12 protein-coding genes are annotated in these 11,988 nt (G+C 60.6%); 2 read left to right on the top strand and 10 right to left on the bottom strand.

Annotation, left to right across the window (positions count from 1 at the left end):
- The first annotated feature begins 398 nt into the window (after positions 1-398).
- The gene (gene gstI, locus N1937_RS15740; RefSeq protein WP_017965407.1) at positions 399-590 is read left to right on the top strand and encodes a glutamine synthetase translation inhibitor GstI; all 192 of its coding nucleotides are present in this window, start codon (positions 399-401) and stop codon (positions 588-590) included.
- A 110-nt stretch (positions 591-700) separates the two neighbouring features.
- Here gstI and N1937_RS15735 read toward each other — a convergent pair whose 3' ends face one another.
- From N1937_RS15735 to N1937_RS15705, 7 genes are all read right to left on the bottom strand, one after another.
- A complete protein-coding gene (locus N1937_RS15735; protein WP_017965406.1) occupies positions 701-1,621 on the bottom strand; it encodes a sugar kinase in 921 nt (306 codons plus the stop codon).
- Between the two features lie 165 nt (positions 1,622-1,786).
- Entirely contained in the window at positions 1,787-2,128 is a 342-nt protein-coding gene (locus tag N1937_RS15730; RefSeq protein ID WP_017965405.1) for a hypothetical protein, read from the bottom strand.
- A 167-nt stretch (positions 2,129-2,295) separates the two neighbouring features.
- On the bottom strand, positions 2,296-3,282 hold the full coding sequence (locus N1937_RS15725) for an ABC transporter ATP-binding protein (RefSeq protein ID WP_170260634.1): 987 nt from the start codon (positions 3,280-3,282) through the stop codon (positions 2,296-2,298).
- Positions 3,275-4,282, bottom strand: coding sequence for an ABC transporter ATP-binding protein (locus N1937_RS15720; protein ID WP_017965403.1), 1,008 nt, complete (start codon positions 4,280-4,282; stop codon positions 3,275-3,277). The genes N1937_RS15725 and N1937_RS15720 overlap by 8 nt, the downstream gene beginning before the upstream one ends.
- Positions 4,283-4,284: 2 nt before the next feature.
- Positions 4,285-5,202: an ABC transporter permease gene (locus N1937_RS15715; protein WP_170254722.1), complete on the bottom strand. Its 918-nt coding sequence runs from the start codon at positions 5,200-5,202 to the stop codon at positions 4,285-4,287.
- A complete protein-coding gene (locus N1937_RS15710) occupies positions 5,199-6,122 on the bottom strand; it encodes an ABC transporter permease subunit (RefSeq protein ID WP_017965401.1) in 924 nt (307 codons plus the stop codon). Before N1937_RS15710 ends, N1937_RS15715 begins: the two co-directional genes overlap by 4 nt.
- Before the next feature lie 48 nt (positions 6,123-6,170).
- Positions 6,171-7,751 carry a peptide ABC transporter substrate-binding protein gene (locus N1937_RS15705; protein WP_017965400.1) on the bottom strand — a complete coding sequence of 527 codons (1,581 nt, stop codon included), beginning with the start codon at positions 7,749-7,751 and terminating at the stop codon, positions 6,171-6,173.
- A gap of 285 nt (positions 7,752-8,036) precedes the next feature.
- Between N1937_RS15705 and bglA the strand changes: the two genes are divergently transcribed.
- Positions 8,037-9,683: a beta-galactosidase BglA gene (bglA, locus tag N1937_RS15700; protein WP_017965399.1), complete on the top strand. Its 1,647-nt coding sequence runs from the start codon at positions 8,037-8,039 to the stop codon at positions 9,681-9,683.
- Between the two features lie 3 nt (positions 9,684-9,686).
- On the opposite strand, the gene N1937_RS31565 is transcribed toward bglA, so the two are convergent.
- The 3 genes from N1937_RS31565 to ade form a co-directional block, all read right to left on the bottom strand.
- Positions 9,687-9,824 carry a ParE family toxin-like protein gene (locus N1937_RS31565; protein ID WP_017965398.1) on the bottom strand — a complete coding sequence of 46 codons (138 nt, stop codon included), beginning with the start codon at positions 9,822-9,824 and terminating at the stop codon, positions 9,687-9,689.
- Between the two features lie 112 nt (positions 9,825-9,936).
- A complete protein-coding gene (locus N1937_RS15690; RefSeq protein ID WP_170254727.1) occupies positions 9,937-10,137 on the bottom strand; it encodes a hypothetical protein in 201 nt (66 codons plus the stop codon).
- 58 nt (positions 10,138-10,195) lie between these two features.
- Positions 10,196-11,893, bottom strand: a complete 1,698-nt coding sequence (gene ade, locus N1937_RS15685; protein ID WP_170254729.1) for an adenine deaminase — start codon at positions 11,891-11,893, stop codon at positions 10,196-10,198.
- Between the last annotated feature and the right edge of the window lie 95 nt (positions 11,894-11,988).

Here is an 11,988-nt window from a genome sequence, read left to right as displayed (position 1 = left end):
CCGGAGGCAACCTCGGCGCGCAAGCGCATCCGATCGCCAGGGATGACGCTTTAAAAGCACGTAGCGTGCCAGTTTTGGCGCCGCGCGAAAGAAAAATCGCGAATCAGCGTACCGACCGATTTTTTCCCTTTTGGATAATCGGGCTGTTTTTAACGCTCGCAGGCGGTATCGGCCATCAAAACGCACCTTTTCCATCTGGAACCGGATGAAAATTGCGGCGTTAAGCTCAAATGATGAAGTGTTAAACAAATTGGCGGAAGCTTTTGGTCGAGACAGCATGCCGACCGGCTACAATTGCAACATTGCTCTTATTTTGTGCAATTTGCATAAACTATGTGCATTATGCTATGGTAGCGGTCCTGAAATGTTGATGCGCCGAGCTGAATGGAGGCGATCTCATGCCCACCGGTTTCCACCGTGATTCCGCAACGATCTACCAGTTTCCCGTCAAGGCGATACGCAACGCCAACAGGTTCGAACGCGCCCGCCTGATGGAGCGCGAGGCAGCCGAAGTCTGCGATGCCGCACTCGACAGCTGCTGGTACCATGACGAGGCGGTTCGCGAATCCGACCGGCCGACCAAGTCCTGATTTCCCCTGGTCGCGAGGTAAGGACGCCGACAAAGCGGAGCGCGCCCGCACATGGCGTTCATACTGCGTCACCAAGACCTAAAGCTCGGTAAGCTGAAAGTTCACGAGGCTTAGCTGCCATCCAATCCAAGCTTTTCCTTTACGACCAATGCACCATGTTCGCTGACGACGCGGGCAGCGACCTTTGCTGCGAAACGGGCGGCGGCAGGCGCATCGCCTGCTTCGAGATATCGTGCGAGAAACGCGCCGTTGAAGCTGTCGCCGGCGCTGGTCGTGTCGACCACCTTCTTCACCTTTTCGGCCGGAACGAAGGTTTGCTCGCCGGCAAAATTCAGCGTGACACCGTCAGCGCCGTTCTTGACGACGATATCGATGGCACCTAGCGCGCGATAGCGATGGATCGTCGCCTCGATGGAATCATCGCCGAAATGGGCGGCCTCGTCGTCGAAGCTCGGCATGACGAGCACGGAGGAGCGGGCGCCTTCGCTAATCGTCGTGTGCATCACGTCGTAGCTCGACCAGAGGCGCGGGCGGATGTTCGGATCGAAGACGACGAGCTTGCCGGCGGCCTTGGCGCGACGAACTTCGGCGAGCAGCGTCTCGGCATCCTCATGCGGCAGGATGGCAAGGGTGATGCCGGAAAAATAGATGACGGCAGCGCTTTCCACCGCCTCGCGCAGACTGTCCGGATCGGCAGCCAGGCTGCGGGCGGCCGAGCTGTCGCGCCAATAGCTGAAGGAGCGTTCGCCATTTTTCAGGTTGATCATATAGAGGCCGGGCGTCCTGCCCCTGATACGGCGGATGAGGCTCGTGCCGATGCCTGATGTGTCGATGAAGGCCAGCATCTCATCCGACATGGCGTCGTCACCGAGGGCGGTGAAATAATCGACCGACCAGTCGGCGGCAAGGCAGGCGCGGGCATACCAGGCGGTGTTGAAGGTATCGCCGGCAAAGCCCTTGCGCAGCAGGCCGTCGCCTGCTTGCGAGAGTTCCACCATGCATTCACCGATTGATAGAAACCGTCCGCTCACTCTGTCCTCCCGGCATTTAGGGCGCCGCGCGTCCAACAGGACGCGCTATCACTTTGAATTGGCGCACAATCGCTGATACGCGGAGCCGGGCAGAGTGACAAGCGTCGATATTGCGAGAGATGAAAGCCCGCCTTCACGGACGAGGCGAAGGCGGGCTCTTAATACCTATTCGTGGATGGTGTAGCTGCCCATCGCGCAAAGGTCCTGCGTATCTTCGGTGGTTTCGAGGTTTGAGTCTTCCTCGAATTCGAAGCGCATGTCGTATTTGCAGACGGTTCGGCCGTCGGCGATGGTGATATCCATGGTTTCGCCCGGATCGAGAACGTTCTCGCCGAAGACGTCTTCTTCCCAGTTGTCGACGCCGGTCGGCGAGCTGTAGAAGCGCGTCAGCACGGAGTTCGTTCCGTTGATGAGCTTGAACGTCAGATCTTCGGCATGCGACGAAACGGCGGAGACGGCAATCATGGCCGCGGTAAGTGCGATTACACCTGATATTTTCGATTTCATATATGCGTTCCCCTGGCTTGCGATTAGGCCGAAATGGGATAACACATGCTTATAAAGGCTTTCTTATCAGGGTCTTTAGACCCAAAATAAGTCTGCTTCGCCCCGAAACGGATGGCGCACTGGGCATTCTTATGAGCTGATGGCCGCTTGCGCGACCGCCGTTCCATTCACGGCCTGTCCATATGATAACAGGCGGCTGTCTGGCCGGGGCGGACCTGCTCTGTTGGCGGCATTTCGGTGCGACAGATGTCGGTCGCCTTCCAGCAGCGCGGTGAAAAGACGCAGCCTTTCGGCGGGTTGAGCGGCGACGGCGGATCGCCCTGCAGGCGGATGCGCGTGCGCAGCCGTGCAAGTTTCGGATCCGGGACCGGCGCGGCGGAAAACAGCGCCTGCGTATAAGGGTGGGCGGGATGATCGAAGACGGTGGCGCAGTCGCCGGCTTCCACCACCCTGCCGAGATAGAGCACCAGCACATCGTCGGAGATCAGGCGCACGACGGAGAGGTCGTGGCTGATGAAGATCAGCGTCAGGCCGAATTCCTTGCGCAGCTTGCGCAGAAGCGTGATCACCTGTCCCTGGATCGAGACGTCGAGGGCCGAAACCGGCTCATCGCAGATGATGAGCTTCGGTTTGGTGACCACCGCGCGGGCGATGCCGATGCGTTGCGCCTGGCCGCCGGAGAATTCGTGCGGATAGCGGTTGATCATCTCCGGCACCAGGCCGACGGCGGTCATGATGTCGCGGACGCGTTCGGTGCGCTCGGCCCTCGTAAGCTTCGGCTCGAAGACGGTGAGCGGCTCGGCGATGATATCGCCGACCGTCATCCGCGGGTCGAGCGAGGCGATCGGATCCTGGAAGATGATCTGCATGTCGCGGCGGGCGGCGCGCATCTCCTCATCCGTGAGGTCGAGCAGGTTGCGGCCCTGCCAGAGGATGCGGCCCTTCTGCGATTTCAGCAGCCGCAGGATGGAACGGCCGAGCGTCGACTTGCCGCAGCCGGATTCGCCGACTATCCCGAGCGTGCGACCTTCGCTGAGGTCGAAGCTGACATTGTTGACGGCGGTCAGGAAGATCGGCGGCTTGAAGAGGCCCTTGGCCGGCAGTTCGAATTGGGTCGTCAGATTCTCGACCCTCAGAAGCGATCGATCAGCCATGGTTCAACAGCTCCTCGCGGCGGGGAAAGGGGTGGTAACAGGCCGCGCAATGGCGCAGCGCCAGCGTTTCGAGCGGTGGCGGGCGGTCGATGCAATCGTCCTGGACCTGCGAACAGCGCGGCGAGAAATTGCAGCCCTTCGGCAGGTGCTGCAGGTTCGGCGGACGGCCGGGAATGACGACGAGGTCGTCGACGTCCTGGTCCGGGCGCGGGATCGAGGCATGCAGCGCTGCGGTATAGGGATGGGCGGGGTTGTCGAAGAGTTCGTCGACGGGCGCCTCCTCGACGATGCGGCCGGCATACATGACGGCGACGCGGTCGGCGAGGCCGGCAACGACGCCGAGATCGTGGGTGATCATGATCAGCGCCGTGTTCATCTCCGCCGTCAGATCGTTAAATAGATCAAGGATCTGCGCCTGGATTGTGACGTCGAGCGCTGTCGTCGGCTCGTCGGCGATCAATAGCTTCGGCCGGGTGAGCAGCGCCATGGCGATGACGATGCGCTGGCGCATGCCGCCCGAGAGTTCGTGCGGGTAGAGGTGGAAGCGCCGCGTCGGGTCGGGGATGCCGACGCGTTTGAGCATGTCGAGGGCAGCAGTGGATGCGGCGCGTGCCGTCAGCCCGCCGTGAACCTCAAGCTGTTCCGTCAGTTGCCTTGAAATCTTCAGCGAGGGGTTTAAGGCGGTCATCGGGTCCTGGAAGACCATGGCCATGTCCTTGCCGCGGATCTGGTCGAGCTCGCGCGGCTTCAGCGCCAGCACGTCCTTGCCTTCGAGCAGCGCCTGTCCCGTTGTTTTGCCGTTCTTGGCAAGCAGGCCCATGATACCGAGGAAGGTCTGGCTCTTGCCGGAACCGGACTCGCCGACGATGGCGATGCGTTCGCCGCGCCTGACCGTCAGGTTCATGTTGGAGACCGCCTTCACCTCTCCATCCGGCGTTTTGAAGGTGATCGAGTAGTCTTTGAGTTCGAGAAGGGTGTCTTTTTGTGTTTCGTGGAGCATTCTTAGCGATCCTTCGGGTCGAACGCGTCGCGCAGGCCGTCGCCGATGAAGAGCAGGCTGAGCAACAGGGCCACGAGGAAGCTTGCCGGGAAGACCAGCAGCCACGGCATGCTTTCCATGGCATCGGTTCCCTCGGCGATCAGCGTGCCGAGCGAGGTCAGCGGTTCCTGCACGCCGAAGCCGAGATAGGAAAGGAAGCTTTCGGTGGCGATGATTTCAGGCACGGTCAACGCTGCGAAGATGACCACCGGTCCGACAAGGTTCGGGATGATGTGCTTGATGATGATCTTGAACGGCCGCTGCCCGGATGCGCGAGCCGCTTCGATGAATTCGCGATGCTTGATCGACAGCGTCTGGCCGCGCACAATGCGGGCCATGGTCAGCCATTCCAGCGCGCCGATGGCGGCAAAGAGCAGATAGACGTTGCGGCCGAAGATCACCATCAGCAGGATGACGAAGAGGATATAGGGAAGCGCATACATGATATCGACGAAGCGCATCATGATCGCATCCAGCCTGCCGCCGATATATCCCGATACCGCACCGTAGAGCACGCCGATGAAGACGGAGACGACGGTCGCCGTCAGCGCCACGGCCAGCGAGACGCGGGTGCCGTAAAGGGCGCGGGCGAGAAGGTCGCGGCCATTCGGGTCGGTGCCGAAATAGTGGCCTGTCTCGATCGAGGGCGGGATGCGGAAGGCCGCCCAATCCGGATCCTCGTAGTTGAAGGGAATGAACCAGGGGCCGAGGAAGGCGGCGAGGATCAGAACCGTCAACACGACGATCGACAGGACGGCGGCCTTGTTGCGCCCGAGGCGGCGCAAGGCATCCTTGGTGAGCGAGCGGCTTTCAGGCGCAAGGCCTTCCGCCTCCAGCAGCTCCTGCGCGAGCAGTTCGCGCTTTGCCGGGTTGAGGATCATCTGTTTCTCACTTTCGGATCGAGCCACGCATAGGCGATATCGACGAGAAGGTTCAGGAACACGATCAGCACCATGTAGAAGATGACGGTGCCGAGAACCATGCCGTAGTCACGGTTCAGCGCTGCGTTGACGAAATAGCGGCCGATGCCGGGCAATCCGAAGATGCTCTCGACAACCAGCGAGCCGGTGAGAAGGTAACTTGCGGCCGGCCCGAGGTAGGAGACAACAGGCATCAGCGCAGGTTTCAGCGCATGGCGCATCACGGTGAGCCGCGGGCCAATGCCCTTGGCCTTGGCGGTGCGGATGAAGTTCTGGTTCATGACTTCGATCATCGAGCCGCGCGTGATGCGCGAGATACGGCCGGCATGCGGCAGGGCGAGCACGACGATCGGCAGGATGAGGTATTTGATCGAGCCGTCACCCCAGCCGCCAACCGGAAACCACGCGAGATGGATGCCGAAGACGAGCTGCAGGATCGGCGCAATCAGGAAGTTCGGCAATACGACGCCGATCAGGATGAGCGCGCCCAGAATATAATCCGGCGCCTTGTTCTGATAGAGCGCCCCAAGACAGCCGACGGCCACGCCAACAATGATCGCAATCAGGAAGGCGGCCGTACCGATAGTGAAGGTATAGGGCAGACCGATCATGATCTGCTGGGCGACGGTGAAATCTTCGCTGGCGAAGGACGGGCCGAGATCGCCTCGGAGCAGGTCACCGACATAAATCAGGTACTGCTGGATGAGCGGCTTGTCGAGATTGTAGTGGATCGCAAGGTTCTTCAGGATCACCGGCGGCAATGGCCTTTCGCCATCGAAAGGGCCGCCGGGGGCAAGGCGCAAAACAAAAAACGAGGCTGTCACGGCGATCCACATGACGGGGATCGTCGACAGCAGGCGACGGAGGGCGTATTTGATCATGGTCGTGGGCCGGTCCTTTCCGCAACGCGCGGAAAGGACCGTTTTCCCTTACTCTTTCATCGACAGCCAGCGGGTGCGGTGGATGTCCTGAATGTTGTCGACGAAGCCTTCGATCTTCGGCGAAACGACATTCTTCGAGACGTAGTAGTAGATCGGCAGGGCGGCGGACTCATCGAGCGCCAACTGTTCGGCCTTCTTGAAGATCGCGGCACGCTTGGTGAGATCCGTCTCGGCGTTGCCTTCCTTGATCATCTTGTCGTACTCGGGATTGGACCAGCGGCCGTAGTTCATCTGCACGCCTGTCACCAGGAGGTTCAGGAAGTTGTCCGGGTCGTTGTAGTCGGCGAGCCAGCCGGCGCGGCCGATTTCGACCTGGCCACGCTGCATCTGGTCGTAATGCACCTTGGTTTCGGCGTTGACGAGCTCGACATCGACGCCGAGCGGCTTCCACATGGAGGCGATGGCGACGGCGATGCGCTTGTGGTTGTCGTTGGTGTTGTAGCTCAGCACGGCGTGCAGCGGCTTGTCCGGGCCGAAACCGGCTTCGGTCAGAAGCTTCTTGGCTTCGGCGACCTTCTCGCTATAGGGCAGGTCCTTCCAGCTGACATAGGCCGGCTCGCCGTAATTCGCCGTGCCCGGCGGAACCCATGAATAGGCCGGCAGTTCGCCGGTGCCGAGGATCTGCGGGCCGATGACTTCACGGTTGATCGCCATGGACAGTGCCTGGCGGACGCGCTTGTCGCTGAAGGGCGGTTTCTGCGAGTTGACGACGTAATAGTAGAGGCCGGAGAAGGGGGCGACATGCGCCTGGCCAGGCAGGTTCTTCTTCATCCATTCGTATTGGTCGGTCGGGAAATCGGTGAGGATATCGAATTCGCCGGCGCGGTAGCGTTTCAGCGCGGCTTCCTGGTCTTCAAGCACGAAGAACTTCGCGCCGTCGATCTTCAGGTCCTTGGTGTCATACCACTGATCATTCTTGACTGTAGTGACATGCGAGCCCGGAACCCATTCGACCGGCTTGTAGGGGCCGTTGGTGACGATGTTGCCGATCTTGACCCAATCCTGGCCCTTCGCCTCGACAACATGCTTCGGCAGCGGATAGGCAGTGTAATGCATCAGGGCATTGAGGAAATAAGGGGTGGCATTTTCAAGTGTGATTTCGAGCGTCTTGTCGTCGATCGCCTTGACGCCAAGCTGGTTGAGATCGGTGATCTCACCCTTGTTGATCTTTTCCGCGTTCTTGATGGTGAACTGCAGATAGGCATAATCGGCGGCATTCTTCGGGTCGACGAGGCGCTGGAAGGCGAAGACGAAGTCTCCTGCCGTTACCGGCTGGCCATCGGACCACTTGATTCCGTCGCGAAGCTTGAAGGTGTAGACCTTGCCGTCAGGCGAAATCGTCCAGCTTTCAGCCTGACCGGGGACCGGATTGTCCTTCGCGTCCTCGGTGACAAGACCTTCGAAAATGTCGCCGGCGATACGGTTCTCCCAGTCGCCGGAAAGCTTCTGCGGATCGAGCGACTGCGGGTCGCCACCATTGTGAATGTTGAGCGTGGCCGCATGGGCCGAAAACGCCAGCAATGTGCCAAGCATTGCAGAGGCGAGAAATTTTTTCCCGAAATGGTTCATGGTGGGTCCACCTTTCTAGGCTTTGCGCCTTTATTAGACATTTGTTCCCGGTGTTTGACCTCTTACGTGCAGGTCAGTGCGCACATTATCGCAACGGCTTCGCGTTGCAACCCCAAATCCGGAGGGTATAAACGGGTTGTGGACAAGCCTATATACGGCTCCCTCTTGTCGGATCGCGACGACCCGCCGCTGCCTTCGCAGGGCCTTCATAAAGGCTTCACATGGTTGTCTTTTGTTTCGTCCGCTTTAGTGTGGCGAGCGCAAACGAGGCAGGAGATGTAGCCGATGGCATTGCAGGCAGGCGGGAGTGCGGACTGGTGGCGCGGCGCGGTGATCTATCAGGTCTATCCGCGCTCGTTTCAGGACACCAACAGCGATGGGCTCGGCGATCTCAGGGGAATCACCCGCCGGCTGCCGCATATAGCCAGCCTCGGCGTCGACGCGATCTGGCTCTCGCCCTTCTTCAAGTCGCCGATGGCCGACATGGGCTACGACGTTTCCGATTATTGCGACGTCGATCCGATCTTCGGGACGCTTGATGATTTCGACGAGATGATGGCCGAAGCGCATAGGCTCGGCATCAAGGTCGTGATCGACCAGGTGATCTCGCACACCTCCGACCGGCATCCCTGGTTCGTCGAGAGCCGATCGAGCCGGACCAACCCGAAGGCCGACTGGTATGTCTGGGCCGATCCGAAGCCCGATGGTACGGCGCCGAACAACTGGCTGTCGATCTTCGGCGGGCCGGGCTGGGAATGGGACGGTGTGCGCCGGCAATATTACCAACACAATTTCCTGACCTCGCAGCCCGACCTCAATTTCCACAGCGCAGACGTGCAGGAGGCGGTGCTGGAGACGGTGAAGTTCTGGCTCGACCGCGGCGTCGACGGCTTCCGGCTGGATACGGTCAACTATTATTTCTGCGACAAGCAGCTCCGAAGCAATCCGCCGCATGAGCCCGATACCAGCGACGGCGGCCTCGATGCGCCCGACACCAACCCCTACGGCATGCAGAACCACCTCTATGACAAGACGCAGCCGGAAAATGTCGATTTTCTCAAGCGCTTCCGGGCGCTGCTCGATCAGTACGAAGATCGTACGACCGTCGGCGAAGTCGGCGATGGGGCGCGTTCGCTGAAGACGGTTGGCGCCTATACGAGTGGCGGCGACAAGCTGCACATGTGCTACACATTCGATCTCCTCGGGCCGGATTTCACCGCCGAGCATATTCGCGGCTGCGTCGAGGCCTTCCAGAAGGCCGTCACGGACGGCTGGGTCTGCTGGGCTTTTTCCAACCACGACGTCATGCGCCATGTCAGCCGTTTCGCGCGAACGGAGGAAGAGCGGTCTGTCATCGCCAAGCTGGCGATCTCGGTGCTTGCGGCGCTGCGCGGTTCGATCTGCCTTTATCAGGGCGAGGAGCTCGGCCTGCCGGAGGCGGAGCTTGCCTTCGAGGATCTGCGCGACCCCTACGGCATCCGCTTCTGGCCGGCCTTCAAGGGCCGAGACGGATGCCGCACTCCGATGCCTTGGGAAGCCGGCAAGGCGCATGCAGGCTTCACCTCGGCCGAGAAGAGCTGGCTGCCGGTGCCTTACGAGCAGGCAGCACTTTCCGTGGATACGCAGGAAGCGAGCGACAGCTCGGTGCTGCATCACTACCGCAGGACGCTTGCATTCCGGAGGAGCCATCCGGCGTTGATCGACGGCGACATGACCTTCATTGGCACCAACCAGGATCTGCTCGCCTTCACCCGCGAAAAGGGCGGAGAAAGACTGCTCTTCGTTTTCAACCTGACGCGCAAACCGGCGGAATTCCGCCTGCCTGATGGCCTGGTGCTCGGGGAACCGCTTGAAATGCCGGGCTTCGAGGCGGTGGCTGACGCGGGGCTGGTGAAGCTTGCTGCGCTGGACGGGTTCTGCGCGCGGGTTTGACGGCTATTTCGGAAGCTTATCGTAATCTGCATGCGAGCCGATCCAAAACCAGATGATGTCATCTCCATCCCTGACGGCTAAAGCTCTCCAGGATGTGCCGACGCGCGCCGACCAGAAGCGGCCGACGCGCTTGAAATGCAAGGAGGGATGCCTGGGATCTTGTTGAGCAAATCGAAGTTTCCGCCGGCCAACTTCCGTATCTGCTCAGGCAAGCAGTCATAGGCCTCCCAGAAAGCGGGAGTGGCGTGGTGCTTCAAAGCCGTCTTGTCTTTCCGGCACGAAAATCGGTAAAGGCTTTCTCGGCGAGATGATCGAGTTTGCCACTCGCTGCGTCCGCTTCCATCTGCCTGTCCCAGCGTTCGGCTTGAAGGGCTTCAAACCACGCCGAAAAGGCTTCGAACTCGTACTTATCGAGTTCGGTAACGATTTTTTCAATCTGTTCCAGCTTCGTCATGATCGGCTCCAACGTTACCGCAAAATAAGCGCTGTCGCGGAACTTGCCAAGGATGCCGTCACCCAATCAGCGCGAACTTGCCCACGTCCACCATGCCGCGGTCGGATATCTTCAGGTGCGGGATGACCGGCAGCGGCAGGAAAGCGAGTTGGAGGAAGGGTTCTTCCAGCGTGGCGCCCAGCGCCAAGGCGGCTTTTCGCAGATGGTGCAGCGTATCGCGGACAGTCTCGTAGGGCTCAAGGCTCATAAGACCGGCGATAGGCAGGGCGATTTCGCCGGTGACCTTGCCGTCTTCGACGACCACGAAGCCACCCTTGATCTCGCCGAGGCGGTTTGCGGCGCGCGCCATGTCGTCCTCGCTGACGCCGACGACGCAGATATTGTGGCTATCATGGCCGACGGTCGAGGCGATCGCGCCCTTCTTCAGGCCGAAGCCCTGGACGAAGCCGTTGGCGTGGTTGCCGTTCTTGCCGTGGCGCTCGATGACGGCGACCTTGATGATATCGTTGGCAAGATCGATCGCCGTCTCGTTGCCCCTGACGGGCAGGCGATAGCGGCGATGCTCGGTGATGATCTTGCCCGGCAGTACACCGATGACAGGCGTCTCGCCCTCGGCGACCGGGACGCCGAAATGGGCGGCGTTGACGGGTCGGGCCTTGACGCTGTCGAGGCCGATCGGGGCAACCGGTCGGCGCGAGGAAAAGAGCGCATCGGTGACGCGGCGGCCGGCGGAAAAGACCATGTCGGCGCGGCAGCTTTCCAGGCTGTCGAGTACCACCAGATCGGCGCGCCAGCCCGGCGCGACCAGGCCGCGGTCCCTCAGACCGAAGGCGCGGGCAGCCGAAATCGAGGCGGCGCGGTAAATCGCCAGGGCCTCGACGCCGCTTCCGATGGCTGTGCGGATCATATGATCGAGATGGCCCTGTTCGGCGATGTCGAGCGGATTGCGGTCGTCGGTACAGAGCGCGAGGAAGGGTGAAAGCCGCTCGGTGATAATGGGTATCAGCGCCGCGAGATCCTTGGATACCGAACCCTCGCGCACGAGGATGTGCATGCCCTTGCGGATCTTCTCCATCGCTTCGCCGGCATTCGTGCATTCATGCTCGGTTCGGATACCGGCGGCGAGGTAACCGTTGAGGTCGTTGCCGGACAGTAGCGGCGCATGACCGTCGATATGGCCGCCCTGGAAGGCGTCGAGCTTGGCCATGCAGACGGGATCCTTGTGGATCACGCCGGGAAAATTCATGAATTCGGCAAGGCCGATGACCTTCGGATGGTGGCGGAAGGGCAGGAGGCGCTCGATCGGCAAGTCGGCGCCGGAGGTTTCGAGATGCGTCGCCGGCACGCAAGAAGAGAGCTGGACGCGGATGTCCATGATCGTCTCCAGCGCCGATTCGAGAAAGAATTCGATGCCGGCGGTTCCCAGCACATTGGCGATTTCGTGCGGATCGCAGATCGCAGTGGTGACACCATAAGGCAGAACGCAGCGATCGAATTCATGGGGTGTGACGAGCGAAGATTCGATATGCAGATGCGTGTCGATGAAGCCGGGAACGACGATCCTGCCCGATATATCGATCTCGGTTTCACCTTCGTAGCTACCTGAGGTTCCGACGATGCGATCGGCGCCGATGGCAATGTCCGACAGGACGAGTTCGCCGGTGACCAGATTGAAGAAACGGCCACCCTTCAGCACGATATCGGCCGGCACGCGGCCGACGCCTTGGTCGATGAGACGTTCGAGCTTGGTGGTCATGGCATTGCTCACATTACAACCGATTCCGAAACTTATAACCGATCTGCCGCCACAAGCGAGTGCCGCAAAACGAAACCGGGCGCCGTAGGGGCGCC

This window comes from Rhizobium sp. WSM4643 (assembly GCF_025152745.1).
Taxonomy (GTDB): Bacteria; Pseudomonadota; Alphaproteobacteria; order Rhizobiales; family Rhizobiaceae; genus Rhizobium; species Rhizobium leguminosarum_I.
Note: the sequence above shows the minus strand (reverse complement) of the source record. Positions and strands in the feature narration are given on the sequence as shown.

Excerpts from the sequence above, each read along its gene's own strand:
- bglA (WP_017965399.1), top strand. The coding sequence starts at position 8,037 with ATGGCATTGCAGGCAGGCGGGAGTGCGGACTGGTGGCGCGGCGCGGTG.
- N1937_RS15730 (WP_017965405.1), bottom strand. The coding sequence starts at position 2,128 with ATGAAATCGAAAATATCAGGTGTAATCGCACTTACCGCGGCCATGATT.
- N1937_RS15720 (WP_017965403.1), bottom strand. The coding sequence starts at position 4,282 with ATGCTCCACGAAACACAAAAAGACACCCTTCTCGAACTCAAAGACTAC.
- N1937_RS15725 (WP_170260634.1), bottom strand. The coding sequence starts at position 3,282 with ATGGCTGATCGATCGCTTCTGAGGGTCGAGAATCTGACGACCCAATTC.
- N1937_RS15715 (WP_170254722.1), bottom strand. The coding sequence starts at position 5,202 with ATGATCCTCAACCCGGCAAAGCGCGAACTGCTCGCGCAGGAGCTGCTG.
- N1937_RS15705 (WP_017965400.1), bottom strand. The coding sequence starts at position 7,751 with ATGAACCATTTCGGGAAAAAATTTCTCGCCTCTGCAATGCTTGGCACA.
- N1937_RS15710 (WP_017965401.1), bottom strand. The coding sequence starts at position 6,122 with ATGATCAAATACGCCCTCCGTCGCCTGCTGTCGACGATCCCCGTCATG.
- ade (WP_170254729.1), bottom strand. The coding sequence starts at position 11,893 with ATGACCACCAAGCTCGAACGTCTCATCGACCAAGGCGTCGGCCGCGTG.
- gstI (WP_017965407.1), top strand. The coding sequence starts at position 399 with ATGCCCACCGGTTTCCACCGTGATTCCGCAACGATCTACCAGTTTCCC.
- N1937_RS15690 (WP_170254727.1), bottom strand. The coding sequence starts at position 10,137 with ATGACGAAGCTGGAACAGATTGAAAAAATCGTTACCGAACTCGATAAG.